The sequence below is a fragment of the Citrobacter amalonaticus Y19 genome (genome assembly GCF_000981805.1).
In the GTDB taxonomy this organism is placed as follows: domain Bacteria; phylum Pseudomonadota; class Gammaproteobacteria; order Enterobacterales; family Enterobacteriaceae; genus Citrobacter_A; species Citrobacter_A amalonaticus_C.
Map to the genome: position 1 here is coordinate 175,473 of NZ_CP011133.1, position 26,961 is coordinate 202,433.

Here is a 26,961-nt window from a genome sequence, read left to right on the forward strand (position 1 = left end):
GGGCCAGGAATTTTCACACCTCCTTTTCCGAAAGTTATTTTCCGCTATCACTCTTCAGGTGTTTCTTATCACTTGTCCAGAAGCGGATAACTGCACGTAATAAATTGCAACCATATGATTCTTTGGTTCATTTTCAGAATTTACTCGTGCTTACTTCGTATACAATGCGGCATTTTTCCGTACATTTTATAAGGATTAATAACGATGAAGCAGTTCACGAATGAAGCAACTCAACAAATGCTGGCCGACTTTGACAAGTCTCCATTCTCTGAAGCTGATCTCGCCGCAATGGATGTGGATGCGCGTCAGATTATTGAGCAGAACGCAGAAAGGGATCGCCAGCATCCGGTAACGGCTATCTGGCGTGTTGCGGTCGAGGGAAGTCTGACCGCACGAGGCGGGGTCGTCACCGCCGTTGATAGCGCGAGGGTTATGGATCTAGGCAACGGAAAAATGGTCAAAATCGCAGTGGAGGGTGATGCAGTCGCGTATGCCGATGGTTCATCCGCACGGATTGTTACCAGCGCAGGCCGGAAAGCAACACACTTCGAGAAAGGGCTCGCGCTGGTGGGCAGTGTACTGGATAACGGAGATGAAATTGTCTCTACCCCGCAGGACAGATTAGTGCTGTTATCGCGCAAAGGAATGGCTGAAGCCCCCGACTTTCTGGCAATACCCGGAGGCGTGACTCATGGGGTATCGAACTAACAATTATGGCCGGGGCCAGGCGCTCCACGGAGATAGAACCACCACCGGCGCAACCGTCCTAACTTCGTTGCCTAACTGCACTGAGTTTGGCCGTGGTGTGATCCGGGTTGGTGATAAATCGACGGTCTGTCCAAAATGCGGTAAATCCGGGCATGTACTGAATGGCGAGCCTCACGTGATTTTTCACGGTGTTGCCTCAGCTGTAGATGGGGTCAGTTTGGATATCGAAAATTATTGTACGTTAAGGTTGTTTTTTGACCTTTCTACTTTAGCTGGCCTCAGCCGACGAAACTTACCGGAAGCGGGTATCCGGTTGCTTTTCCAGATATAATCTCCTGTCAGATTGATGTGCTCCCAGCCTAAGGGCGACAAATGCGACAGCAGTTGCTCGTTGATCTTCACCCCTTTACGCTTCAGCGCATCGACCGCTCTTTCCATATAGACGGTATTCCACAGGGATATGGCAGCTGTCAGGAGCGTCAGTCCACTGGCGCGATAGCTCTGATTTTCCGGTTTTCGGTCCCTGATTTCACCCAGCCGGTGCAGGAATACCGCACGCGCCAGCGCGTTACGGGCTTCTCCTTTATTCAGTCCCGCCTGTACACGCCGACGCAGTGCCGGATCGCGGAACCAGTCGAGCATAAACAGAGTTCGTTCAATACGGCCAATTTCTCTCAATGCTTTGGCAAGTCCGTTTTGCTTGGGGTAGCTGGCAAGCTTTTTCAGCATCAGGGATGCCGTCACGGTTCCCTGCTTTATCGAGGTTGCCAGACGCAGCACTTCACGCCAGTGAATTTCGATCTCTTTCAGATTCAGGCTGGTCGTTGATATCAGTGACTGAAGCGCCGGGTATTGGTCTGCTTTCCCTTTGATAAACAGTTTCTTGTCGTGGAGATCCCTGATTCGTGGACAGAACGCAAATCCCAGCAGATGCATCAGGGCAAAGACATGATCGGTGAAACCCGCAGTATCGGTGTAATGCTCCCTGATTTCCAGGTCGCTTTCGTGGTACAGCAAGCCATCGAGAACATGGGTTGAATCCCTGACCCGGCTGATTATGCAGGTGTAAAACGGGCTGTATTGATCCGATATATGGGTATAAAACTGACGTCCAGGCTCCTGCCCATATTTCGGGTTAACCTGCCCTGCGTAGCGGCCTGAGCTGCCTGTTCTGAAATTTTGTCCGTCTGATGATGACGTTGTCCCGTCTCCCCAGAATGCCGCCAGAGACCTTTTTCCCTGCGCATTTACCAGCTCTGCAAGAGCGGCTGAATAAGTTTCATCACGGATGTACCATGCCTGAATATCTTCGAGTGATGATTTGGTGCTCCCGGGGCAGGCTTCTGCCATTTTGGTCAGGCCAAGGTTGATGCCATCCGCAAGAATGGTGGTGAGGAGCAGTCGGGTATCGGGACGGGTAATGTCATTTTTTATATGCGAAAAATGTCGGGTAAACGTCGTCCAGCTGTTTACCTCATCGAGAATTTCCGTGATTTTAGGTCGCGGTAGCATGCTGTAAACCAGCTCTGCCAGCGGTGAAACCTGCGCCGGAACGCAGTTATCCAGCGGAGAGACTTTTACGCCCCTGTCGGATATTTCCACATCGGGCAGTTCACCAAGGGCAGCCATGGCATTGACCTCTTCAAGTCTGGACTGAAGCAGAGTCATACGGCTGGTAATGTACTCATGATAATCAGCAGATACGGGCAGTGGCAGCGCCGGTGTGAGTTTGTCAAAGTCCTTTTCGGGTATGAGGTAATCATCAAAATTTTTGTAGCGCCGCGAGCCTTTAACCCAGATATCCCCGGAGCGCAACGCTCCCTTAAGCTCGCTGAGCGCACAAAATTCATAGTACTGCCGGTCAATACCCGCAGGTGTAATCACCACCTTGCGCCAGCTTTCAGGGACAAAATCAAGCGGCGCTGCCGCCGGAACTTTACGTGACTGCTTCCGGTACATCTCCTTGATCACAACCAGTGCATCAGCCAGAGGTTGCGCTGCCGGGGTTGCGACTAACTGTAAAGCAGACAACATGCGCGGGGCATATTTCCGTAATGTGCTGTATTTCTCAGTAATAATATGCAGCGGGTCAAAATTATTTTTTCTGGCGAGATGGCGTGTTTCCTCCAGACTGGCGACAAATTCAGGCCATGGGAGTATGTTTTCTATTGCGAGCCAGGGATTGCCACCGGAATCACGGGCATCAGACAGCGCCTGACCGACATCGATGTACTGCCTCAGTTTGGACTGGATCAGCTTTCCGGTCTGCTGAAGGCGCTCAGCCTGTGTTCTTTTGGCTTTGCTGAAAAGGCTGTTCAGCATTCGCTCATGCAGCTCAATCACTTCGTCTGTCAGTGTGGCTCTGGCTTCTTCCAGCACGCAGACCAGGATCGCATGACGGCGGGCTGCTGAAAATCGGGTCAAATCCCGGCTACTCATCTTTCGGCCTTCCCGCGCCAGTTTCAGCAACCGGTTCTGGTGTATGGCACGATCTATACCTTCAGGTAATGCCAGCGATTCAATGCTACTGAGCCGATCAAGATGGGGTCCGCTTGGAAAACGGAAAATATCCTACGTTAAGCCTGTTTCTTTAGCTGGCATTACAAAAAGCGAGCGTCTGCATGGTACAGACAGACACCCGAATACGATAAAAATGAGACGAAAAAAACAGGTTACTTAACCCGCTTCCCCGTTTCGTCAATGACCTTTTCGCCGTCCTCTTTGGTAAACGCTCCTTTCTGACCTTCAGGTTGAATATCCAGCACTATTTCTGAAGGGCGGCAAAGACGAGTGCCAAGCGGCGTAACGACTACCGGCCGATTAATCAGGATCGGATGTTGAAGCATAAAATCAATCAACTGCTCATCACTGAATTTCTCTTCATCAAGGCCCAGGTGTTCATAAGGCTCAACATTCTTACGCAGCAATGCACGCACCGTAATTCCCATATCTGAAATAAGTTTAATCAGCTCATCACGGGTCGGTGGCGTATCGAGATAATAAATAATGGTCGGTTCGTTACCGCTGTTACGGATCATCTCCAGCGTGTTGCGTGAAGTGCCGCAGGCCGGGTTGTGATAGATGGTAATGTTGCTCATATCTTTATCTCATTACAAAGTGATGGAAAGCCGCAACGCCAGCGCGGCCAGAGTGACAAACAGCACGGGCAGAGTCATGATAATGCCGGTGCGGAAGTAATAACCCCAGGTGATCGTTATATTTTTCTGGGCAAGCACATGCAGCCAAAGCAGGGTTGCCAGACTGCCAATCGGGGTGATTTTCGGGCCTAAATCGCAGCCAATCACGTTGGCATAAATCATTGCCTCTTTGACGACGCCAGTCGCCGTACTCCCGTCAATCGACAGCGCGCCAATCAGCACCGTCGGCATATTGTTCATCACCGACGACAGGAACGCGGTCAGGAAGCCGGTGCCGAACGTTGCTGCCCATAACCCCTTTTCTGCCAGCAGGTTCAGTACACCAGACAGATACTCCGTGAGCCCGGCATTGCGCAGGCCATAGACCACCAGGTACATGCCCAGCGAAAAAATCACGATCTGCCATGGCGCACTGCGCAGGACTTTCCCTGTGTTGATGCCATGACCTCTTTTCGCCACGATAAACAGTACTGCTGCGCCAGCAGCTGCTATCGCGCTGACAGGGATCCCCAGCGGCTCCAGAACGAAGAAACCGACAAGCAGCAATAACAGGACAATCCAGCCCGCCCTGAACGTTGCCGCATCCTTTATCACACTGGCAGGCGTCTTCAGCAGCGAAACGTCATACGTTGCCGGAATATCCCTGCGGAAGAAGAGATGCAGCATGATCAGCGTGGCCGCAATCGCTGCCGCATCCACGGGGATCATAACGGAGGCGTACTGCGTAAAGCCCAGATCGAAGAAGTCCGCCGAGACGATATTCACCAGGTTAGAAACAATGAGTGGCAGGCTGGCCGTATCTGCAATAAATCCTGCAGCCATGACAAAGGCCAGTGTCGTGCCCTGGCTGAACCCCAGTGCGAGCAGCATCGCAATCACAATCGGCGTCAGGATCAGCGCGGCGCCATCATTGGCGAACAAAGCAGCAACAGCGGCACCGAGCAAGACTATCCAGGTGAACAGCAGGCGGCCACGTCCGTTACCCCAGCGGGAGACGTGCAGTGCGGCCCATTCAAAGAAGCCGGACTCATCAAGCAGCAGGCTGATGATGATGACCGCAATAAATGCCGCTGTCGCGTTCCAGACGATATTCCAGACAACGGGAATATCAGCGATATGGATGACACCGGTTCCCAGCGCCAGCACAGCCCCGATACTCGCGCTCCAGCCAATACTCAGGCCTCTGGGTTGCCAGATCACCAGTACCAGCGTCAGTAAAAATATACTCCCTGCCAAAAGCATCTCAGACCCCATCATATATGATTTTGTAAATATGTTTTCCTGCCTCAGCAGGAGGTGCAGGCTGATTTGTCCAGCCATTCACGTACATCCTCGCGCAGACACTGCCAGGTCGTCGTGATTGTCTCTGCTGCCCACGCCGGAATATGGGGTGACAGACGATAGTGGATCCATTTGCCTTCCCGACGGTCAAGAACCAGATCAGCCTCGCGAAGGATAGCCATATGTCGCGAAATTTTGGGCTGCGATTCGGAGGTGGCAACGCAGATATCGCAGACGCACAATTCTCCGGACTCACGGAGAAGCATGACGATGGCTAGCCGTGTTTCATCCGACAGGATTTTGAAAAGCTGAACAGGTTGTAGCATTTTTCACTCCGTTCCCTTTAGAATACACATATGTTAGATCATATGTATTAACTTTAAAATCATCTGTTCTCTCCGGAGGAGAAAAATGGAACAATTTCCAGCCCTGAATACTGACTGTTTTGATCAACATATTGCCGAACGTCTGCACCTGCAGGAGCCCCCACGGATTCTGATCCTGTATGGCTCAGTAAGGGAGCGCTCCTACAGTCGCTTTGCCGCGGAGGAAGCAGGTCGCCTGCTGACGGCGATGGGCGCGGAGGTGAAATTCTTTAACCCCTCCGGTTTACCCCTGCCGGATGATGCCCCGGATACGCACCCTAAAGTCTCCGAGCTACGCGGGCTGGTCAGATGGTGTGACGGGATGGTGTGGAGCTCGCCGGAACGGCACGGGGCTATGAGCGCGGTGATGAAGGCGCAGATCGACTGGATACCGTTGAGTGAAGGCGCGGTTCGTCCTTCGCAGGGCAAGACACTTGCAGTGATGCAGGTTTGCGGCGGTTCGCAGTCCTTCAATGCCGTGAACCAGATGCGCATTCTGGGCCGCTGGATGCGGATGTTCACAATTCCCAACCAGTCCTCGGTGGCGAAAGCCTGGCAGGAATTTGATGAGAACGGAAGGATGAAGCCGTCCTCATGGTACGACCGTATCGTAGATGTCGCAGAGGAGTTGTTTAAAATTACGTTGCTGCTCAGGGGACAAACCAGCTACCTTGCAGATCGCTACAGCGAACGAAAAGAGAGTCATCAGGAACTTTCGTACCGCGTCAATCAGGAAAAAATATAACGCCTTCTGATCGTATAAATACACACCATGAGCGTTTTCACAAAGTCTCCTTCTGCCAGGCAGCGGATAATCTTACATGTGTCTGTCGTTTTCAGAAGACGGCAGACCGGACTAAAACCATAGGCATATCATTTGCCTTCAACAAGTTCACCGAACAGCTCTTTCACCCTGTTTCTGGCGTCCGTTAGCGCTATGTGCCCTTGTCCGGTGATTTCATATACTCGCCGACTTCGTCGACCGGCCTGAACATGTCGTGAGGTGAGATACCCCTTCTTTTCCATACCGTGCAGCATCGGATACAGGGTACCCGGGCTGAGTTGATAACCGTGGTGTCGCAATTCCTCAATGATGCCCAGACCAAAGACGGGTTCTTTGGCTGCATGATGCAGGATGTGCAAACGGATCATCCCGCCGTAAAGATCTTTGTCGGTCACGCCCGGAACCTCACAGTGCTAAACTCAACAACCAACCCGCAACACCGCAACTCACTACGACCAGCCACGGCGGCAGTTTCCAGAACATCAGAGCGACCAGTGCCACAAGGGCAAGGCCGAAATCTTGCGGAGCGAGAACTGCGCTCGTCCATACTGGTTGATAGAGAGCTGCCAGCAGAAGGCCAACTACGGCTGCATTAATACCCTGCAACGCTGCTTGTGTACGGATATTGCGGCGCAGACTTTCCCAGAACGGCAATGCTCCCACAATCAGAAGGAAGGACGGTGCGAAAATTGCCAGCAGACAAACCAGACCACCCAGCCAGCCAGAAGGCACCTGGTTCATCGAAGCCCCGAGAAAGGCTGCAAAAGTGAACAACGGTCCAGGAACGGCCTGGGCAGCGCCGTAGCCAGCCAGGAATGTATCAGTGCTGACCCAGCCAGAAGGAACGACTTCAGTCTGCAGTAATGGCAGCACGACATGCCCGCCACCAAAAACCAGTGATCCGGTCCGGTAGAAAGTTTCTACCATTAACAGCGTCGGATTTGGGAATATCGCCGTCAGCAATGGTAACCCTGTCAGTAGCACAAAGAACAGCGTGAGCCAGAACAATCCGACGCGACGCCGTATTGAAACGGGCAGCGGATCATGTACCGTCGTCTGCTGAGGTTTGAACAGTAACATGCCAGTGACAGCCGCAGTGACGATTACTCCCACCTGTCCCCAGGCCGATGGCACAAGAAGCACAAAGCAGGTTGCCACTGCCATGACAGTAATACGCGGTATATCCGGGCAAAGATTTCGGGCCATGCCCCATACAGCTTGCGCGACCACCGCAACGGCTACCACTTTCAGCCCATGCAATACACCAGAGGGCATCACATCCCCGTAACTGGTCATCCCCAGCGCAAACAGGATCAGTGCAACTGCTGACGGTAGCGTGAAGCCGGCCCATGCTGCCAGCGCCCCGGTATAACCGGCCCGGGACAGCCCGAGCGCTATACCAACCTGACTGCTTGCTGGTCCCGGAAGGAACTGGCACAGAGCGACCAAATCTGCATAGCTGCGCTCGGTCAACCACTGCCGTCGCGTCACAAACTCATCGCGGAAGTAACCCAGATGGGCAATTGGGCCGCCGAAGGATGTCAGGCCAAGTCGGAAGAAAATCAGAAAGACAGCCCAGGGGCTGTGATCATTCCTGGCAGTATCGTTCATGGTCAGATCCTGATTGCTGGTTTTATTGGCTATTATAATCGAATTTCGTTATCGAAATTCGATTATAATAGCCACTGCTCCCTGTGGATAGAATGATGTTTCATACTTTCCAGATGTTTACTTCAAGAACAGTTTCAACTGCCTGGCCAGTTATGGGCTTTATTCACATTCAGTATTATTGCTGTCCTGCTTTTACCCGGAGTATGGTTTGCCGGGTGGTATTAAATTCTCTGGCAACCGCACTGATACTGGCCCCGGAATTAAGGCGCTCTGACACTATTTTTTTTTGCTCCTCGCTCAAGATGGGCGGACGACCGAAGCGTTTCCCGGCTGATCTTGCCCGAGAAATCCCTGAATGTGTGCGTTCAATCAGCAGATCCCTCTCAAACTCAGCCACAGCTGAAATCACCTGCATAGTCATTTTTCCGGCCGGGCTGGTTAAATCCACACCTCCGAGAGCGAGACAATGAACACGGATATCTAAAGTAGCCAGTTGTTCAACTGTTTTTCGGATATCCATCGCATTACGGCCGAGTCGGTCAAGTTTGGTGACAATCAATACGTCACCGCTTTCCATTCGATCAAGCAACCGGATGAACCCTGGTCTTTCGCTGGCAGCAACCGAACCACTTATATGTTCCTCAATCAGCAGCTGGGGTCTGATGGCAAAACCCGCCGCTTCAATTTCATGGCGCTGGTTTTCTGTATTCTGTTCCAGAGTGGAGACCCGACAGTAGGCAAAAACTCGTGACATAGGAAACTTTCCGTATGCAAAGGGTGTCCGAATTATAACGTATGTACGAAACAAATTTCGCTGACTTTCGGACATATTGTTTGCGAGGCGTACGAAACCGACCGGTTTCGGTCAGTGCGAATGATAACTTTAATGAACTATGTGCAGGGGAAGCATTTATGCCACGGAGACAAATACTCAGTAGTGAAGAAAAAGAACGCTTGTTGATTGTGCCGGATGATGACGTATTTCTGACGCGCATGTGCTTTCTGAGTGAACATGACCTCGCGCTCATTAATAAACACCGCAGGCCAGCTAACCGTCTGGGCTTTGCAGTTTTACTCTGTTATTTGCGAGGACCAGGGTTTCCTCCCGACAAAAGTATTTCACCTCACGACTGTGTTGTCTTCAGGCTGGCGGCTCAATTGAAAGTCCAGTCTGATTTGTGGGCCGAGTATGCATCAAGAGAGGTCACCCGCTGGGAACATCTGGCTGAACTCTACCGCTACCTGGAATTATCCCCTTTTAACCGGGCGCTGCAAAAAACCTGTATTCGCCACCTTTATCCCCACGCCATGCGGACAGACAGAGGTTTTTTACTTGCGGAGGAAATGCTCTCCTGGCTCCACAATAATAAGGTTATTTTCCCCTCTGTTGAAGTGATCGAACGAACCCTGGCCGAAGCAACAACACTTGCCGACAGGGCGGTTTTTTCTGCGCTTACCGCGCAGCTTGAACCAGGGCATAAAGCGGCACTGGACCGTCTGTTGGTATCTGAGGGTGAGCAACCTTCACGGCTGGCCTGGCTGCTCCAGCCTCCGGGAAAAATTAATGGTAAAAATGTCCTGCAACATATCGACCGGTTAAATGCGATTGAGTCGCTGGCACTCCCTGACGGCATTGCACTTTCCGTTCACCAGAACCGACTCCTGAAACTCGCACGCGAAGGCAGGAAAATGAGTAGCCGGGATCTGGCAAGATTCACGGATGTTCGCCGTTATGCCTCGCTGGTTTGTATCATATCGGAGGCCAGATCCACCCTGACTGACGAAGTTATTGATCTGCACGAGCGTATTCTGAGTAGTCTGTTCAGCAGGGCAAAACGTACTCAGGCTGAGCGGCTCCAGCAAACGGGAAAGCTGATTCAGAGTAAACTGAAGCAATACGTTACCGTCGGACAGGCATTACTTAACGCCAGAGAGTCCGGGGAAGATCCCTGGGCCGCAATAGAAGACGTCCTTCCCTGGCAGGAATTCATCAACAGCGTGGAAGAGACGCGGTTCCTGTCACGTAAGGACAACTTCGACCCGTTGCATCTGATCACAGAAAAATACAGTACGCTGCGTAAATACGCCCCCCGGATGCTGTCCGTGTTGCAGTTCAGGGCTGCACCCGCCGCAATGCAGCTCAGTGACGCATTGGATACCGTCAGAGATATGTATAGAAAACAACTCCGAAAAGTACCGCCTTCCGCGCCAATCGGGTTCATCCCGGAAAGCTGGAGAAAGGTTGTGATCACCCCCACCGGCATTGACCGAAAATATTACGAATTTTGCGTGCTGAATGAACTGAAAGGAGCCTTACGTTCAGGTGACATCTGGGTAAAGGGGTCACGCCGCTACAGGAATTTCGATGATTATCTGATCCCGTCAGACGATTTTGAAAAATCACTCCGGGATAACCAGTTACCCCTTGCTGTTCCGGCCGATTGCCATGAATACATCAAGAGCCGTTTGACGCTTCTTGCATCGCGTCTGGAAGAAGTTAACGCGATGGCGCTGGCCGGTGATTTACCCGATGTTGATATTTCGGATAAAGGCGTGAAAATTACCCCGCTGGATAACAGTGTCCCTTCAGCAGCATCCCCTTTTGGCGATCTGGTTTATGGCATGCTCCCTCACCCTAAAATTACTGAAATGCTGGATGAAGTGGACGGCTGGACTGGTTTTACCCGCCATTTCACACATCTCAAAAACAATCACGTCAGACCTAAAGACAGAAAGTTGTTACTGACCACCATCCTGGCCGATGGTATCAACCTTGGACTGACAAAAATGGCCGAATCCTGTCCGGGAACGACCAAATCGTCACTCGAGGGCATTCAGGCCTGGTACATCAGGGATGAAACCTATTCAGCTGCGCTGGCCGAGTTGGTCAATGCCCAGAAAAAAAGCCCTCTGGCGGCATTCTGGGGCGATGGAACAACGTCATCGTCTGATGGACAGAACTTTCGGGTGGGGAGTCACGGGCGTTATGCTGGTCAGGTCAATCTTAAATACGGTCAGGATCCAGGCGTGCAGATTTATACGCATATTTCGGACCAATACAGCCCGTTTTACACCAAAGTTATCAGCCGCGTGCGGGATTCAACACACGTACTTGATGGTCTGCTGTACCACGAAACTGATCTGGAAATTACAGAGCATTACACCGACACAGCAGGTTTCACTGAGCATGTTTTTGCGCTAATGCATCTGCTCGGATTCGCTTTTGCGCCAAGGATCCGGGATCTTCATGACAAACGGCTGTTTATTCATGGAAAAGCTGAGTTGTATCAGGGGCTTCAGTCAATCATCTCGACAACCAGCCTGAATCTAAAGGAAATTGAAACCCACTGGCATGAGGTGCTGCGTCTGGCAAGTTCTATAAAGCAGGGAACGGTAACAGCATCACTGATGATGAAAAAGCTGGCAAGCTATCCGAAGCAGAATGGTCTGGCAAAGGCGCTGAGAGAGATTGGCCGCATCGAAAGGTCATTGTTTATGCTGGACTGGTTCAGGGATCCTTTACTGCGTCGACGCGTACAGGCGGGGCTGAATAAAGGTGAGGCTCGCAATGCCCTTGCGCGAGCGGTCTTTATGCATCGGCTGGGTGAAATCAGAGATCGGGGGCTGGAGAATCAGAGCTATCGAGCCAGCGGTCTGACGTTGCTGACTGCGGCGATCTCACTGTGGAATACGGTATATATAGAAAGAGCGATAGATTCTTTGAGACGAAAAGGGATCCCGATTAATGAGCAACTGATTACCCATCTGTCACCACTGGGATGGGAACATATCAACCTGAGCGGGGATTACGTCTGGAGAACGAACCTCAAACTGGGACAGGGTAAATACCGCGCATTACGCTCAGTGAATAGTAATATGTACAAAAAACAGGCTTAGCGTAGGATAATTTCCGTTTTCCAAGCGGACCCCAATTTAGCCACTTCTAACGTAACCGATTGAATATTATGAATTAATCAACCAGCAGTTCAAAAGTCATGGGCTTAACCTGCTTGGTTAGATCCAGCTCAAAACTTCCTAGCCGCCCCAAATGCTCGGTATGATACGGTGAGAATTCGGCCATAATGTCGCGGGTAATATTGTACCCTTCCGACTTCAATTGATTGAACACTTCGGTCATCGCGTTTACGTTGTATAAGATCGCGAAGTTGGCCAGCAAATGATTGTATTTAACGATTTTGCTTTGTTCGTGTCTCAAGTTTGCAGGAATTTTCCCGCCATTAGCAAAAAACAACCACCGGGCAAACTCATTGAACTCTTCGCTCTTACAGGTCGCTGCCTGGATTGTTTTGCGCAGATCAACGTCGGTAATGTATTCCAGCAAAAACATGGTTCTGACCACGCGCCCGAGTTCACGGAACGCAAAGTACAGCTTGTTTTTCCGGTTCTTGGTGCCGAACCGGCGCAGGATTGTCGAAGCGGTGATTTTCCCTGCTTTAACTGACATGGCCGTTCGCATCATATCCGCATAGTGCTTTTCAATGAGATCCCACTTGATCGGCTCCTTGAACAAAGACTGAATATGCTTGAGTACCATGGAGCGATCAGGCTTATAAAAGCTGAGATCTTTGATATTTCGGATACGGGGCATGAGCTTTATGCCCAGCAAGTACGCCAGGCCAAAGACGGGTGTGGATTGCGCCTGTGTATCGCCGTGAACGGTGTCCGGATTAAAATCAGATTCATCGTTGAGTAGGCCGTCCAAGATATAAATCGCCTCGTAGACACCGCAGGGAATAAACCGGCTGAACAATGCAATATAGGTGTCCGAGACGTGGTAATAGGCAATGCCGCCATAGCTGCCATACCGAATATGGTATTCAGATAGCAAATTATCTTCGTAGAGATCCCAAAGCTTTCCATCAGCGGACACACTGCTGCCTGATCCCCAACACTCAATGAGCCGGTATTTCTTATACTCGCTATTGATCTTCGCAATAGCTTTATCGAGACGCGCTTCCGTCGTGCGTTTTAAGTTAAGCCAGGCGACTTGCTTGCGAGAAACGCCCTGCACAGATCGCACGGTTTCGGTGGGACCAATGTTGGTACCGTAACAAAACACGGTCAGGACAAAACGTAACTCCGGGTCGCTGATACGTGATTCGAAGCCCGACAACGGGCCAAAATGTTTATTCAGGTTCAGCCACTTTTCGACATTGATAATCACATCAAGCAGGTTGATTTTGTCCAACCGATCGCGCAAAAGCGCTCCAATTTCTTCGACTTCAGGTAAGGGTTGATCAGGCTTTGGTTTACCGATAATCAGATTCCCGTTTTCAATACGAACCAGTTCGTCCTCCGGGAATTGGCTGTCAGCTTTCCGGCAGCTCGTTTCCATGGACTTCTTCAGCGTTGTTGTAAATTCAGTATCACCGGCGACGAGCCCTACCTCCTCGCAATAGGTAGGCAACTGCGCTTCGTATTCTTCCCAGGTGATCATCTGCTCCCGGTAATCATCGAAGGTTTCACTGTAGGGAATGAACAAGTCACCGGTACTTAGTTCTTCAGCGATCCGTTCAAACACACACAGCTCAAAACAGGTTTTATTAACCTCCGACACCTGTGCTTATTTGGTTGATTTTCCCGTAACTAATTTCCACCAGCTTTCGCGAATCCAGCGAATATTAATGACATTTCTGGAAGAGGGATCGTTCGGATCGCTTTGAATTGACAGGAACTCCGTGCGACGCTTTTTGTGCGTCAAAATAAACTGGAACGCATTGAGCAAGTCCTTGTCTTCCGTGGCCGATGCCAGGTTGAGTATTTCAATCGTACGAAACAAGGTGGATCGTTGCTTTTTATAGAGTCGAACCATAAACGGCAAATAGTTGTTGCCTGCGAATGCCATATATTGTTCGCACATTTGCATTAGCTGATCACTGTTCTTTCCCAGTATCGGATCAAAAGCTGCCACCGAATCGGGTTTATCAAGATACACCTTGACCGTCCCAGACAACACAGAAATCAAATGATCGGTTTGCTTTTGATGGTCTGCAAGGTACTTCTCCAACAGCTTCTGCGCCGAGCGATCCATTTTTAACAACATCTTGATAAAAATATCGGCGGCGTTATCCAGTGTTTGTGCGTATTGGTGCCGGATTAAAACGATGACGAGTGCGAGTCGCTTGTTCAGCTTTAGTTTCATCAATTCGGCGTAATCCAGGGCCTTGGCCTCGTTGATAAACTGCTGGTGTTTAACTGGCGGCAACCCCAAATCCGTGGGCAAAAGTGTTTGCAGGGATGTAAGCCATTCCAGGTATTGGATGTACGCATGGATATTGCGAGGGGTCGGGCGTTTGGGTTCATTTTTCAGCGTGCTCCAACCAAAACCATTCAGTCCTGTGCTAGATCGAAGAATATCGTTGATGCATTGGCGACTTTCAGACTCTAAAAAGCCACACAATTGATCGTAATACCGAGTGTTGACTTCGGCCCTGGCCGCCTGACATATCCGCTCAAGTACACTGAACGCCGGTAACTCGTATCGCTCTTTGACCAAATATTCCAACGTGACATTGATGATATCCGGTAATGCTTCTTTGGTAGTCGCTGCCTCAAGTGCCCAAATCTGTGCCAATTCAGAGGTCTTGGCCGCATCGTAGGCTTTTATATTAAGATGGCGCCGAATCAGCTTTACGTGACGATCCTTCGCGCCCGATGTGTAATAGGTTTGGAGATCCTTCAGTGTCACCCGCGAACGGCACTGATTTTTAATGTGCGTGATGATCACCTTTGGTATTTCACCCAGGTTTACGAACCGGCCCAATCGCTGCGTGATTTTTAGCTGAATCAGGAGCCCCAAAAAGGATGCGCTGGTTCGTTTACAGTGACGCAGTGCAAACTTCTGATCTTCCGGCGTAGGTGTATAGACATCCCCTAACTCATCTTCGGTGATATCAGATTTAATTCGTGGATAAGCTGTCTGATAGATAGCGGCCATCGACTTAAATTTTCTCTGATAGATGCATTATTGTGTAAAAGCATCGCGTTATAGTTATCAGGTTTCTAGTCGTCATTTGGATATGCCTAGATTAGTCGCAAGTGGCTTTCATTGCTTTATTCCTTGTGATGGCCTGCCATTACGTCGCCTGAATTGAGATGCCAAGCATTTTGAACAATCGCAAACAACAGTAATACCAACGCCAACAGCAACAGTTCGGTTTGATACACATTGACCGCATACTGAATTTTGAGACCCATACCAGAAACAGCGGAAGGAAACAAAATGGCGATAAAACTTAAGATGGTCGGCAGCAGCGGGGTACAACACAACAGGGGGCTTACAATCCCGATAACTATGCCGCCCGCCGCTGGTGCCGTTCTGCAATGGGTCTTCTTGCGTATCAGTTGAACCCATAAATTGATGAGAACGCTCTCCAGCGTTGCGAACAAAAACGCAAATAGCGCGATTCTCAGATTAAGATGTGCAAAAGAACGCAAGCCAATATCGGAACCCAGTTCATGCGCTGGCAGGACAACCAAGTGGACGACCAGCACCAGACTAAAGAGGATCGCGGTACGCCGTTTTGAGTGAGAATCCTGAACCGGCGATTGAAATGCATACACTACAAGTGACCAGAGGCGTTTTATAGAGTTTGTAGCGCGCTTCACTATCGCATTCATTCTTCTTTGCCGTTTGTCGCAACTTTGTAAGTTCCCCAGAACATCTCCGGTAACACGCAAACCAGTGGTGTACCGATCAGTAAAAAGAGTCCTAATCCGTTAAAGGTGAGCCATTGTATCCACTGCATCCCAATGCCTAATGCCAACATGGCGGAACCCAGAAAAAATGGCCCGCTGAAAAAACAATGCATTCGCCCACATTGACGCGCATTTCTTAAACAGGCATATCCCATCCAACTTAAAGCGATCGCCCAGATACTGCCGGTCATCCACGGTGCAAGTTGCATCATGCCGGTAATCACTATGAGTATCGCTGGCAATACCCAGGTGAGAATAAATCGGCCTTTATTGGCTACCCAGTCGTGGGGGCCGGTTTCACATTTTTCTGACATCGTATACTCCTTTGTTATGGCGATCAGGCCAGTTGGCGCAGCTCCGACAGCTGTGAATCCAATGCCTGCAAGTAAGCCTGGCGTTCATCAATTTTGGTTTGCAGTTCGCGCATGGCGGCTTCACAGGCTTGCTGGTCGCCTTCGTTGATGGCGTAGAGCAAGGGTTTTATATCCAGGATCAGCAGGCCCGCCGCACGCGCTGCGCGAATGAAGCGCAGCCGGTTTAAAGCGCATTGATTGTATAAACCGAAACCACCCGCGGAATGCTCTGGGCAAAGTACCAAATTTTCCAAGACGTAATTCCTGACGGTATGCACTGTGGTTTGCGCGGCTTTCGCCAGTTGCGAGATCGTCAGGGGAAATTCGAGTGCCTGCCCATCGGCATCCATGAATGCCGCAAAGTCGGGGATCACCTCAAAGTATCGTGACACATCTTTTGACACGGCGGCTTTTGACATGGGTTTGTCTCCGTTCGTTTCAAACACTGCGGCCTGGCCACAACGCTTCAGTCGTTTCGGCATCGGCTGGCCGCGCCAGCCGATAGCCCTGTAATACATCACAGCCAAGCTTCTCTAAAAGTTGTTGTTGAGTGGCCGTCTCAACCCCTTCCGCGACGATGGATAAATTCAGGTTATGGCCAAGGGTGATGACGCTTTCGGTAATGGCGCGATCCTTTGGCTCGGTTGTCATATGCGTGACAAAGGTTTTGTCGATTTTTAGGCGGGTCACTGGGCAGCATTGCAAGCGTGCCAGCGACGAACTCCCGGTACCAAAATCGTCGATGGACAGGCGAATGCCCAGCGCCTGGCAGCGATGCAGGTTTTCGATCAGGATTGGCGTATCCTCCAGGGCCAGTGTTTCGGTTAATTCCAGTTCCAATGCCGGAGCAGGCAGTCCCGTATCACGCAATATCCTGGCAAGGTCTTCGACAAAGTCAGGTTGGTGGATTTGTAAGGCAGAGACGTTGACCGCGATGATACCCTCGGGTAAACCGCGTTGACGCCAATGCATCATCTGTTGACAGGCCGCCCGTAAGACAAACGCGCCCAGTTCCAGAATTAATCCGCTTTGTTCGGCAACGGGAATAAAGGTGTCTGACTGGATCAATCCTTCAGTTGGATGTTGCCAGCGAATGAGCGTTTCAGCGCCTTCCCAGCATTGGTGTTGAACATCCCATAGAGGCTGGTAAAAAGGAACGAATTCACCCTTGTTCAATCCATCCGCCAACGCATTGACCGTTGGGGCTGTCAGTGAATGCGTGGCGGGTGCCGTTCCCATACTGCCCTCTCTTATCCTGCACAACAGGACAGTTCTTTGACATCCTTGTTAAAGGTTTGCGCGCAGAGCTTCAAACCTTCCACCATGGTGAGGTAAGGGAAAAGCTGGTCGGCTAATTCCGTCACCGTCATACGGTTGCGGATGGCTAAAGCCGCACTCTGGATCAGTTCGCCGCCTTCGTGAGCCAGGATCTGCGCGCCTAGCAACAACCCCGTTTCCTTCTCTGTGACCAGTTTGATAAAACCGTCGGTTTCAAAGTTGGCTAACGCACGTGGGACATTTTCCATACCCAGTACGCGGCTGTCGGTCTCAATATCCTGAGCCCTGGCTTGCTCCTCGGTCAGTCCGACGGTAGCCACCTGTGGATCGGTAAAGATCACGGCGGGCATGGTGGACAGATCCAGTTTGGCGTCGCCGCCCGTCATATTGATACCAGCACGGCTACCGGCGGCCGCGGCGACATAGACAAATTGCGGCATGTTAGAGCAGTCACCGGCAGCGTAAATACCAGCAACATTGGTTTCCATGCGTTCGTTAACAACGATTTCGCCCTTTTTGTTGGTGGTGACACCCACCGCGTCCAGATTGAGTTGGCTGGTATTGGCGTGTCGCCCGGTGCTTACCAGCAAACGATCACAACTGAGCTCGCCTGCATTAGTGTTCAGGGTGAATTGATTTCCATCGTGGGTCACTTGGGTGGCTTGCGTGTTGTTTAAAACTCGAATGCCTTCTTTTTCAAAACAGCCTGCCAGTTTTTCACCGATTATGGGGTCTTCACTGTAAAGTAGTGAGTGTCTTGCCAACACGGTGACTTCACTGCCCAATCGTCGGTAAGCCTGGGCAATTTCTAGCGCCACGACCGATGAACCAATCACCACCAGGTGCTGCGGCAATTCCTCGGCAAACAGCGCTTCGGTAGAGGTCCAGTAAGGCGTTTCGGCCAGCCCCTCGATGGGAGGAATGGTTGGCGTGGAGCCAGTGGCGATCAGGATTTTATCAGCAAAGATTTCCTGCTCAGTGCCATCATTTTTTCTGACTATCAGGGTGTTTGCATTTTTAAATTGCGCCCAACCTTTAAGTAAACTAAGCGCAGGATTTGTCTCTAGAATATTCTGATACTTTGCAGCGCGCAGCTCTTCGACTCGAGCGGTCTGCTGCTGAGCCAACAAGGCTCGACTCAATTGGGGCGCATGATTTTCCAGTCCGGCAAAGGGATTATTGCGTTGCTGCTGTGCCAATTGAGCGGCGCGGATCAAAATTTTTGAGGGTACGCAGCCGACATTCACGCAACAGCCGCCAATCACATCGGCTCCCTCAATAAGAGTGACCTTGGCACCACCTTCAGCGGCTTTGATAGCACAGGCAAAAGCGCCGGAACCCGTACCGATAATCGCCACATGTTGAGTTCGGTTGCTTTCTGTGTTGCTGGTATTTTCGTTGTCACAGTAGGCGTTCGGTGCTGTGTTTTCCGCTAAGGGGTTTTCTTTTGCGGTATAACCCAGGGCTTCAATCGCTCCAATGAGATCGGTTACGCTGACCCCACCGTTTGTGGTGATCGTTGCGCTGGCGTTTTCATAAGATATTTCAACCTTATTCACGCCTTCGATCGCATCGAGCGCTTCTTTAACGTGAGCGACGCAACTTGGACAGGTCATCCCTTCTATCGATAGTAAGATCATTCGTTTTCCTCAAATAGTAGTCAGGCATTGCGTCGTGTTAAACAGCACAGCTGTCATCATCACAGCGTTTATTCGCGGGTGAAAAAATATCCCAAAGCGATACGGCAACCATCAGGCCTAACGCTGAATAGGTGACATAGCTGCTCCAGCCGTATTGGAAAAACGGATAGAGCGATAACAGCAATAAAATGGGGCCGACCACACCCAGCGCACTACGGTGCCATTGCCGGTGGCTGAACCAGCCAAGTCCGTTGAGTACCAGGGCAATCCAGGCAAACAACGGTAACAGGGTATTAACAAACAAACCTTCCCATTGGCTGAGAAAACCCAACCCGACCGCAGCGCCCAGGCTGGCGATGGCCGGGAAACACATGGCGCATCCCATAGCAGAAACCAGCGCGCCCAATGAGCTAATCTTATCGCCGAAACGGGTCAGTAACTGTATTAGCATTTCCATGCTTTACTCCTTGAGCGTTGATGGATAACCCGCATTAGTGGTGGCTTCGGTCAGTGCTTTTACTGTGGTTTTTTCGTCGTCGAATGTGACAACTGCCAATTTGGTTTCAAAGGTGACTTCAGCTTTACTCACACCCTCAACATTTTTTAAGGCATTTTTGACCGTAAAGGGGCAGGTCACACAGTTCATGGTTGGAACTTCCAAAGTAACTGTTTTCGGCGCAGCAAAAGCGGTCAGGCTGGTCAAGGCTAGCAAAGACAACAAGGCAATTTTCTTCATCATTTTCTCCAGTAACGTATTAAGTCATTAATAAAAGTGAGCGGTAAGAAAGTATTCAGGCAAACCAGACAATCCAATAATTGCTGGTGACTAGCACCAACGCAGTCAGTGCCGTTAACCAAAAGATCACCTGCCGGCGTTTTCGCACTTGAGGAACTGCACAGGCGGTGCCTGGCTCACAGTCCTCAACGGGGCGATAGACCTTCCAGCCTGCGAAGCCAAATAAGGCTAAAACCAGCAGGATAAAAATGGGACGATAAGGTTCTAACAAGGTTAAATTACCAATCCAGGAGCCACTCACGCCTAGCAGCAACAACACGAAAGGACCAGCGCAGCACAGGCCAGCGCCAACAGCCGCGATAACGCCGCCAATAATAGGTAGATTGGATTCTTTCTGTGACACGACTTACTCCTCTGATTTCAGTGTATGGAGCAAGTGTAATCTCCGTACCGATGTACGGAGTCAAACGTTTTTGTGATGCCCGTGTAAAACTAATTAAGGTTGCAGGGAGTCGATAATGGGACAATGTGAGTCATCGTTATTACTCTGACATTGCGTCAATAATGCCTTGAGTGCGCTTTCGAGCCGCTTCAGATCGGCAATTTTTTCCATGACGGCGCTGAGTTTATACTCGGCCAGCTCCTGCACCTGAGCACATGGGCGGTCATTCAAGCTTAGCAGGTTGGCGATCTCTTCCAGGGTAAACCCCAATTCTTGCGCCCGCTTAATGAACCGGATGCGTTTAACCGTTTCATCGGGATAATGGCGGTAGCCCAACTCGGGTTTTGGCGGTTGCTCTATTAATCCACGACGCTCATAGAAGCGAACGGTTTCTATATTGATAGCCAGTTCTTTGGCAACTTTACTGATAGTTCTTGTCATGTTCATATCTCTTTTACCCGAACGGTATCTATAAGAACCGCCATTTTCTCCATCAATATATGGGTAGCGTTATTGGAGAGCTGCTGTCCTTCTTCAATGTACTCCCAGACGGTGGCATCGCTCTTCCATCCGCCTTGCTTTTTAATCAACTCAAAATCAACTCGTTCTCGGGCTGCCGATGTAGAGAGGCCGCGCCGGAAGCTATGGCTGCTCAATTCCGGTACAAAATCGAACTGGCAGGCGTTACCCAAAGTCTTGAGTAATTCATTAATGGCACTGGGATTCAACGCTTTAGGCTGAATCTTATCCCACCGGTTAATGGGGCGAAAAACCGGACCTTCATTAATGCCACCCAGTTCTATCCAGTTTTTCATGGCCGTAGCAGGACAGCAGTCTGGTGCACCGAAAGGCACCGAAAAAGCCGGTCAACACCAGCGCGATATCCCTCAGTTTCTTTTTGGTGGTTGGTAGTTGCCGCAAATGATTCACCATTTGGGCGACGTGCTCCAAGCGCAATGCCTTGGCTTTGCGCTTGGGTTGGCCATGGGTACGACGAACGCCTTCCATGGTTTTGCGGACCAACGGATCACTTACTGGATCGATGAGCCCTTGATAATGGTGCCATTGGCTAATAGCGGTCAGGTGCAGATCCAGGGTTCGGGGATTAAGCGATTCGGCTCTGGCCAGCAGGTAACGCACGACAGTATCCCGATCCGAGGGCAGGCGACCACCCCATTTTTCAAATTGTCGAATGGCCGAACGGTAGGCTTTACGTGTGTTGTCGGATGTCGCTGCCTGGAGGTATTGCCGTAGTGGTTCGGGCCCCTGGCGTTCAACCAGGGTCGCATCCTTATTACGTAACGACAAGTTGCTAGCCTGTATTGGCGGTTTGTTGTTCATGAATAGGATTTCCTTCGATGTCGCTCAAAAGGCGGCTATGTACCGGCGTTACAAGTCGAAAATTTACGTCAAGATCAACTAGCCCACGATAAGGATGATTATCAGTGGTTAGTATCATGAATTCAAGCGATCTTGAAACGAACCAATATAATGTTATATTACGTGTTATGTAATATGTTACTAAATAATCCGAGAGGAATCACCATGGCCCGTGCCGGAGTCACTTATCACGATATCGCTAAAGCCGCTGAAGCCATTAAAACACAAGGCCAGGAACCCACGGTGGATCGGGTGCGCGAACACCTGGGCACCGGCAGCAAAAGCACCATCGCGCCATTGCTCAAGCGTTGGCGGTCAGACAATGGGGAGGCGGCCGATGTCAGTGGGCTGCCGAACGACCTCGTCGAGGTGGTAAAGTCCCTGCATGAGCGGGTACAGCAGATGGCCGACCACCGTATCGAACAAGCTCGCCAGGAATTCGAGACTTTAAAGGAAGAACTCCGCAAAGAGTTGACCCATGCCGACAACACCATGGCGCAACTAACTGCCCGACAACGGGACCTGGAGAACCAGACCGAACGGCTGAGCAAAGAAAAAAGCGAGCAAAGTCGGTCCCTGGAAGACGCGCGTGTCAGCCTGGCCAAGGCCGAGTCCCAGCGGGACGAAGCTGCTGCACGGATTGTTGAATTGAAGGAGAGCGTTGCGGAACTCAAACAAGAAAATAAGGATATCCGCGATCATTTCGAACATTACCAGCAGCGTACTGCCGAAGACCGCCAGCAGGAGCGCGAACAATTCCGTTCAGTTAACCAGGGGCTGAACGATCAGATCCAGGATCTGCAACACCGGCTCGCCCAGGCTGAGTCGAGAGCGTCAGAGCTGTTTGACGCCAATGTGCAGTTACAACGACATGCCGATGAATTAAAACGGGCCAATGGGGCGCTAAATAGCGACGTGAAGGGAAAGATAGAAGATGTCCAGAACCTGAAACACGAGCTTGAAGAAGCCGTGGCAAAGTGCCGGGAATACCAGCATCAAAATGATCATTTGGCGCAAAACATGGCCGTGCTCACCACTCAGAAAGCTGATGTTGATAAGCAAGTGGCCGTCTTATCCCAAACACTGGAGACCACAAAAACCGAATTGAAAACCACCCAGGATAAAGCGGCGCTTCTGATCGACGAGAATAAAGTCATTCTTCAGGAAAAAGCCGTGATCCAAGGTCAATTTAAACAGCTCCAAAGTTCGCTGTAGCCGGATGGATGTATTTTGAGCGCCCGGCAGCTTAATGGTGGAATCGTCGTAGCTCATCAAATTTGTCGGTTCTTCCACTTGAAGCTTCTGTGCTTCTTCACATCAAGGATCTTTTGCCAATGAATCTGCTGTCAATTTTCACAATATTTGTAATTACTGCGGTTGCCGAAATTGTAGGTTGTTATCTGCCGTGGCTGGTACTGAAACAGAACAAGTCGGTATGGTTGTTAATTCCTGCTGCGCTTTCGCTGGCGTTATTTGCGTGGCTGTTGACGCTTCACCCAACGGCGGCAGGTCGCACTTATGCTGCCTATGCGGGCATATATCTGGGCGTTGCTCTCCTCTGGTTGCGTATTGTTGACGGAGTGGCGCTCACCCGTTGGGACATCGCGGGGGCTTTGGTCGCATTGGTAGGGGTTACCATCATCGTTATACAGCCAACGGCCGGTTAGGCAAGGCGCCATAATGTTGAATAATATCAGCCACTTATGCTCAAAGTGGCTAAATCCAACGCTTTTACCGGCCGGACCTCTGATATGAGATCATGTTTGTCATCTGGAGCCATGGAACAGGGTTCATCATGAGTCATCAACTTACCTTCGCCGACAGTGAATTCAGCAGTAAGCGCCGTCAGACCAGAAAAGAGATTTTCTTGTCCCGCATGGAGCAGATTCTGCCATGGCAAAACATGGTGGAAGTCATCGAGCCGTTTTACCCCAAGGCTGGTAATGGCCGGCGACCTTATCCGCTGGAAACCATGCTACGCATTCACTGCATGCAGCATTGGTACAACCTGAGCGATGGCGCGATGGAAGATGCTCTGTACGAAATCGCCTCCATGCGTCTGTTTGCCCGGTTATCCCTGGATAGCGCCTTGCCGGACCGCACCACCATCATGAATTTCCGCCACCTGCTGGAGCAGCATCAACTGGCCCGCCAATTGTTCAAGACCATCAATCGCTGGCTGGCCGAAGCAGGCGTCATGATGACTCAAGGCACCTTGGTCGATGCCACCATCATTGAGGCACCCAGCTCGACCAAGAACAAAGAGCAGCAACGCGATCCGGAGATGCATCAGACCAAGAAAGGCAATCAGTGGCACTTTGGCATGAAGGCCCACATTGGTGTCGATGCCAAGAGTGGCCTGACCCACAGCCTGGTCACCACCGAGGCCAACGAGCATGACCTCAATCAGCTGGGTAATCTGCTGCATGGAGAGGAGCAATTTGTCTCAGCCGATGCCGGCTACCAAGGGGCGCCACAGCGCGAGGAGCTGGCCGAGGTGGATGTGGACTGGCTGATCGCCGAGCGCCCCGGCAAGGTAAGAACCTTGAAACAGCATCCACGCAAGAACAAAACGGCCATCAACATCGAATACATGAAAGCCAGCATCCGGGCGAAGGTGGAGCACCCATTTCGCATCATCAAGCGACAGTTCGGCTTCGTGAAAGCCAGATACAAGGGGTTGCTGAAAAACGATAACCAACTGGCGATGTTATTCACGCTGGCCAACCTGTTTCGGGCGGACCAAATGATACGTCAGTGGGAGAGATCTCACTAAAAACTGGGGATAACGCCTTAAATGGCGAAGAAACGGTCTAAATAGGCTGATTCAAGGCATTTACGGGAGAAAAAATCGGCTCAAACATGAAGAAATGAAATGACTGAGTCAGCCGAGAAGAATTTCCCCGCTTATTCGCACCTTCCCTAACTCACTGCGCTTCACGCGCTGGTTAGCAAGGGTGGTTCTCAGTACTCCCGCAATGACGATATGCTTAGGTTCTTGTCCCAGATCGCGCATTTCCAGCACTACTTTACCGACTACTCTGCACATTTCACGGTACAACTCGTCGTCTTTCGTCTGATTTCCCATTTTTGCCCGCTCGTCATTAACTCAAACCAACAGCATATATCACTCTGAGGATTTAGACAAAATTCAATGAAAATCAAATAAATGTTATCATTCTACTGAATTCTCTGAAGTCGATTAACGAGCTCAGCAAGACTTCCTGCCTGCATTTTTTCCATCACCCGCGCCCGGTGCACTTCAACCGTACGCACGGCAATATTCATGGCATCAGCAATTTCCCGATTCATTAACCCTTTTGCTACCAGATGCGCCAGTTCCCGTTCTTTTGGCGTAAGTTGTTGGTAGCATGAGATGATCTCTTGTCGCGAGAACGCCGCTGCCGAGACCTGCAAGGCATGTTCTAATGCTGCCTGAAGCGGCACGGCTGACACCGGTTTTTGCAAAAAGTCGACCGCGCCACGTTTCATTTGCTCAACCGCCATCGGCACATCGCCGTGCCCGGTGAGAAAGACCACCGCCAGCGTACTTGCTTTCTGACGCATGATTTCATGCACAGCGTGCCCATCCAGTACCGGCATACGCATATCCAGCAGTAGTACGCCCACCTGGTGCAAATTTGCCTCGGCGAGGAATTTCTCGCCTTGCTCCCAGCAAGACACTTCATATCCCAGACTTTCCAATAAAAACGCACAGGCCTGGGTAACGGCAATGTCGTCATCCAGCAGATGAATTATCGCCACTACGGCCTCCTTCCTGATTTGGCTTAAAATACAATGTCACTCTCGCCCCCGCTTTACCGTCCGGGGCCTGCTGATTTTTGATCTCAATATCTCCGTTTGCGTAGCGCACCAGTCGCTGACAAATGGCCAGTCCTAGCCCCATACCTTCTTTGCGGGTGGTCATAAACGGCTGAAACGCCTGATACAACTGAGCCTCGTCAATACCTCCGGCATTATCCTGCACCTGAATACGCACGCCGCCATCCTTATGCAGGGCGCTAAACCATACCGTCGTAGCGCCTGCCTGGGCGGCATTGAGTACCAGGTTAGCCAGCACCTGCTCAAGAAGAACGCTTGGCAGCATCAACGTTAACGCCTTACTAACCTGCGTGTGCAGCGTTATCGCCGGGAATTGCTGGGGCATACGCAGTAATTGCCAGACGTGATGGATAGCATCGTGAACGTTGATGGCTTGCCAGTCATCGGTGAGTACCGGATTGCCCTGTGCCTGGCTGACCCACTGCCGGAGATTGCGCAGCGTATCGGCTCCTCGTTGTGCCTGAGCGTCTATGTGCTCAAGCGCGGGCAGCAACGGATGCTGCTCATCCTGACCACGCAGGCGAATTAGACAGCCTTGGGCATAATGACGGATAGCAGACAACGGCTGATTGAGTTCATGGGCAAAACCGGAGGTCATCTCCCCCAGCACGCTCATTTGGCGGGCAGTCTCCAGCGCCTGTTCCTGTTTGTGCAACAACACGTTGTTCCGCTCCAGCTGCCTGCCACGTCGGCGAACCAACAGCATCACCCAGATGTAATTGAGCGTAAGCAACAGCAATACGATGACCACGCCCCCCATCGCCAGTCGGTGTTGAATAAACCAGCTTTTGACATCCAGCCACAGCTGACGCTGCTGCGGATGCTGTCGGACGTCGCGCAGCAACGCTTCTACTTCACGGGTCGAGGCGGGCGCACCCCAGCGAAACGTCGCGTTTTGCGGTGCATTGAACAGTACCCGCGTGACGCGATCGGCCAGCTCGTCACTCACTGCAGGTAGTGCGGCAAATGACCAGTCCGGATAGAGCGGCGTACTGGTTAAACAGGGAATTGAAGTCGGATGATTCAACACGGTCATAAAATCGGTTTTACGGATGAGGCCTTCTTCATCCATTTTTTCCAGCAGGCACACCGGCACGATCACCGCCTGCACGGCTTTTTCACGTAATAAATAGAGTAAGGCATCGGCGGGAAATCCGGTAAACGTCAGACGTAAATCACGTTCAGGGCGCAGACCGGCATCACTGAGCGCTTTATATCCCAGCAAATAGCCGCCAAACGCCTGAGCATCAATGGCGCCAACCGTTTTGCCGATCAGATCGTGTGCGGAGGTTAACCCACTGTCGCGCCTGACGAGAATGGCGCTGCCAATCACGTTACTGGTGGCTTTCCCACCACGGGTGGATCGTAACGACGCCAGCCAGCGTAGCGCTGAGCGGCTGTTAAGCTGGACAAACTGCGCCGGATTGGTGACCACAAAGTGTACCGTTCCACGATTCACCGCCTCCTGCATCTGCCGCAGGTCCAGCGGTTGAATATGAAACTGCTCACCGGGGATTTGCTGATTCAACAAGGTTTCCAGCGGCTGCCAGTGATTACGTGTAGAAACCTCCCCGCGCATTGCCAAAACGCCAATGTTCCATGTCTGCGCCCTGACCGCGCCACTTAGCATCCACAGCGACGCCAGTACCGTCAGACATCTTAC

24 protein-coding genes and 4 pseudogenes are annotated in these 26,961 nt (G+C 51.1%); 7 read left to right on the forward strand and 21 right to left on the reverse strand.

Translation table 11 applies throughout. From position 1 onward, the window contains the following. The first annotated feature begins 204 nt into the window (after nt 1-204). Nucleotides 205-708 (forward strand): hypothetical protein, encoded by a 504-nt coding sequence (locus tag F384_RS27125; RefSeq protein ID WP_046499203.1) that lies wholly within the window; start codon nt 205-207, stop codon nt 706-708. Then, nucleotides 692-907 (forward strand): annotated as a pseudogene (locus F384_RS30845) (PAAR domain-containing protein); the annotation flags it as partial. The gene F384_RS27125 and the pseudogene F384_RS30845, both read left to right, overlap by 17 nt. Nucleotides 908-949: 42 nt before the next feature. Here the strand turns inward: F384_RS30845 and F384_RS27130 are convergent. From F384_RS27130 to F384_RS27145, 4 genes and pseudogenes are all read right to left on the reverse strand, one after another. Continuing rightward, nucleotides 950-3,252, reverse strand: a pseudogene (locus F384_RS27130) (Tn3 family transposase); the annotation flags it as partial. Nucleotides 3,253-3,380: 128 nt separating this feature from the next. Continuing rightward, nucleotides 3,381-3,806, reverse strand: coding sequence for a glutaredoxin-dependent arsenate reductase (gene arsC / locus F384_RS27135; protein WP_046499206.1), 426 nt, complete (start codon nt 3,804-3,806; stop codon nt 3,381-3,383). A gap of 12 nt (nt 3,807-3,818) precedes the next feature. Then, nucleotides 3,819-5,108, reverse strand: a complete 1,290-nt coding sequence (locus tag F384_RS27140) for an arsenic transporter (protein ID WP_032409266.1) — start codon at nt 5,106-5,108, stop codon at nt 3,819-3,821. A gap of 44 nt (nt 5,109-5,152) precedes the next feature. Then, nucleotides 5,153-5,473, reverse strand: a complete 321-nt coding sequence (locus F384_RS27145; RefSeq protein WP_004206577.1) for a transcriptional regulator — start codon at nt 5,471-5,473, stop codon at nt 5,153-5,155. 85 nt (nt 5,474-5,558) lie between these two features. Here F384_RS27145 and arsH point away from each other — a divergent pair, with 85 nt between their 5' ends. Then, nucleotides 5,559-6,257 (forward strand): arsenical resistance protein ArsH, encoded by a 699-nt coding sequence (gene arsH, locus F384_RS27150; RefSeq protein ID WP_016151343.1) that lies wholly within the window; start codon nt 5,559-5,561, stop codon nt 6,255-6,257. A gap of 128 nt (nt 6,258-6,385) precedes the next feature. Here the strand turns inward: arsH and F384_RS27155 are convergent, their stop codons facing one another. The 3 genes from F384_RS27155 to F384_RS27165 form a co-directional block, all read right to left on the reverse strand. Then, complete coding sequence (locus F384_RS27155; protein ID WP_004206574.1) at nt 6,386-6,691, reverse strand: PadR family transcriptional regulator; 306 nt, start codon at nt 6,689-6,691, stop codon at nt 6,386-6,388. A gap of 10 nt (nt 6,692-6,701) precedes the next feature. Then, nucleotides 6,702-7,907 (reverse strand): chromate efflux transporter, encoded by a 1,206-nt coding sequence (chrA, locus tag F384_RS27160; protein WP_004206572.1) that lies wholly within the window; start codon nt 7,905-7,907, stop codon nt 6,702-6,704. A gap of 175 nt (nt 7,908-8,082) precedes the next feature. Continuing rightward, nucleotides 8,083-8,661 carry a recombinase family protein gene (locus tag F384_RS27165; protein ID WP_046499216.1) on the reverse strand — a complete coding sequence of 193 codons (579 nt, stop codon included), beginning with the start codon at nt 8,659-8,661 and terminating at the stop codon, nt 8,083-8,085. A 158-nt stretch (nt 8,662-8,819) separates the two neighbouring features. Between F384_RS27165 and F384_RS27170 the strand changes: the two genes are divergently transcribed. Beyond that, the gene (locus F384_RS27170) at nt 8,820-11,804 is read left to right on the forward strand and encodes a Tn3 family transposase (protein WP_046499219.1); all 2,985 of its coding nucleotides are present in this window, start codon (nt 8,820-8,822) and stop codon (nt 11,802-11,804) included. A 73-nt stretch (nt 11,805-11,877) separates the two neighbouring features. On the opposite strand, the pseudogene F384_RS30850 reads toward F384_RS27170, so the two are convergent. The 11 genes and pseudogenes from F384_RS30850 to F384_RS27225 all read right to left on the reverse strand — a co-directional run bounded on the left by F384_RS30850 (nt 11,878) and on the right by F384_RS27225 (nt 21,416). Then, nucleotides 11,878-14,865, reverse strand: a pseudogene (locus tag F384_RS30850) (Tn3 family transposase). 116 nt (nt 14,866-14,981) lie between these two features. Next, complete coding sequence (locus F384_RS27180; RefSeq protein ID WP_040133153.1) at nt 14,982-15,548, reverse strand: hypothetical protein; 567 nt, start codon at nt 15,546-15,548, stop codon at nt 14,982-14,984. Beyond that, the gene (locus F384_RS27185; RefSeq protein ID WP_040133152.1) at nt 15,545-15,940 is read right to left on the reverse strand and encodes a hypothetical protein; all 396 of its coding nucleotides are present in this window, start codon (nt 15,938-15,940) and stop codon (nt 15,545-15,547) included. The genes F384_RS27180 and F384_RS27185 overlap by 4 nt, the downstream gene beginning before the upstream one ends. 23 nt (nt 15,941-15,963) lie before the next feature. After that, entirely contained in the window at nt 15,964-16,398 is a 435-nt protein-coding gene (locus F384_RS27190; RefSeq protein ID WP_011711644.1) for a MerR family transcriptional regulator, read from the reverse strand. 19 nt (nt 16,399-16,417) lie between these two features. Beyond that, nucleotides 16,418-17,218, reverse strand: a complete 801-nt coding sequence (locus F384_RS27195; protein WP_020833625.1) for a putative bifunctional diguanylate cyclase/phosphodiesterase — start codon at nt 17,216-17,218, stop codon at nt 16,418-16,420. A gap of 11 nt (nt 17,219-17,229) precedes the next feature. Then, nucleotides 17,230-18,897: a mercury(II) reductase gene (gene merA, locus F384_RS27200; RefSeq protein WP_020833624.1), complete on the reverse strand. Its 1,668-nt coding sequence runs from the start codon at nt 18,895-18,897 to the stop codon at nt 17,230-17,232. Between the two features lie 37 nt (nt 18,898-18,934). Beyond that, nucleotides 18,935-19,354: an organomercurial transporter MerC gene (merC, locus tag F384_RS27205; protein WP_007642843.1), complete on the reverse strand. Its 420-nt coding sequence runs from the start codon at nt 19,352-19,354 to the stop codon at nt 18,935-18,937. Nucleotides 19,355-19,357: 3 nt separating this feature from the next. Beyond that, nucleotides 19,358-19,633 carry a mercury resistance system periplasmic binding protein MerP gene (gene merP / locus F384_RS27210; RefSeq protein WP_011711647.1) on the reverse strand — a complete coding sequence of 92 codons (276 nt, stop codon included), beginning with the start codon at nt 19,631-19,633 and terminating at the stop codon, nt 19,358-19,360. 55 nt (nt 19,634-19,688) lie between these two features. Next, complete coding sequence (locus tag F384_RS27215; protein ID WP_007642845.1) at nt 19,689-20,036, reverse strand: mercuric transporter MerT family protein; 348 nt, start codon at nt 20,034-20,036, stop codon at nt 19,689-19,691. Nucleotides 20,037-20,129: 93 nt separating this feature from the next. Next, a complete protein-coding gene (gene merR / locus F384_RS27220; RefSeq protein ID WP_046499251.1) occupies nt 20,130-20,516 on the reverse strand; it encodes an Hg(II)-responsive transcriptional regulator in 387 nt (128 codons plus the stop codon). Between the two features lie 2 nt (nt 20,517-20,518). Beyond that, nucleotides 20,519-21,416 (reverse strand): annotated as a pseudogene (locus F384_RS27225) (tyrosine-type recombinase/integrase). A 204-nt stretch (nt 21,417-21,620) separates the two neighbouring features. Here F384_RS27225 and F384_RS27230 point away from each other — a divergent pair. From F384_RS27230 to F384_RS27240, 3 genes are all read left to right on the forward strand, one after another. Further along, the gene (locus F384_RS27230; RefSeq protein WP_011711649.1) at nt 21,621-22,670 is read left to right on the forward strand and encodes a DNA-binding protein; all 1,050 of its coding nucleotides are present in this window, start codon (nt 21,621-21,623) and stop codon (nt 22,668-22,670) included. A gap of 119 nt (nt 22,671-22,789) precedes the next feature. Continuing rightward, nucleotides 22,790-23,122, forward strand: coding sequence for a YnfA family protein (locus F384_RS27235; protein WP_040133149.1), 333 nt, complete (start codon nt 22,790-22,792; stop codon nt 23,120-23,122). 128 nt (nt 23,123-23,250) lie between these two features. Further along, entirely contained in the window at nt 23,251-24,231 is a 981-nt protein-coding gene (locus F384_RS27240; RefSeq protein ID WP_046499253.1) for an IS5-like element IS5 family transposase, read from the forward strand. 108 nt (nt 24,232-24,339) lie between these two features. Here F384_RS27240 and fumD read toward each other — a convergent pair whose 3' ends face one another. The 3 genes from fumD to ttrS all read right to left on the reverse strand — a co-directional run bounded on the left by fumD (nt 24,340) and on the right by ttrS (nt 26,928). Then, the gene (gene fumD, locus F384_RS27245; protein WP_000528119.1) at nt 24,340-24,543 is read right to left on the reverse strand and encodes a fumarate hydratase FumD; all 204 of its coding nucleotides are present in this window, start codon (nt 24,541-24,543) and stop codon (nt 24,340-24,342) included. A 92-nt stretch (nt 24,544-24,635) separates the two neighbouring features. Beyond that, a complete protein-coding gene (gene ttrR / locus F384_RS27250) occupies nt 24,636-25,220 on the reverse strand; it encodes a tetrathionate respiration response regulator TtrR (RefSeq protein ID WP_000974596.1) in 585 nt (194 codons plus the stop codon). Next, nucleotides 25,195-26,928, reverse strand: coding sequence for a tetrathionate respiration histidine kinase TtrS (ttrS, locus tag F384_RS27255; RefSeq protein ID WP_080950116.1), 1,734 nt, complete (start codon nt 26,926-26,928; stop codon nt 25,195-25,197). Before ttrS ends, ttrR begins: the two co-directional genes overlap by 26 nt. Between the last annotated feature and the right edge of the window lie 33 nt (nt 26,929-26,961).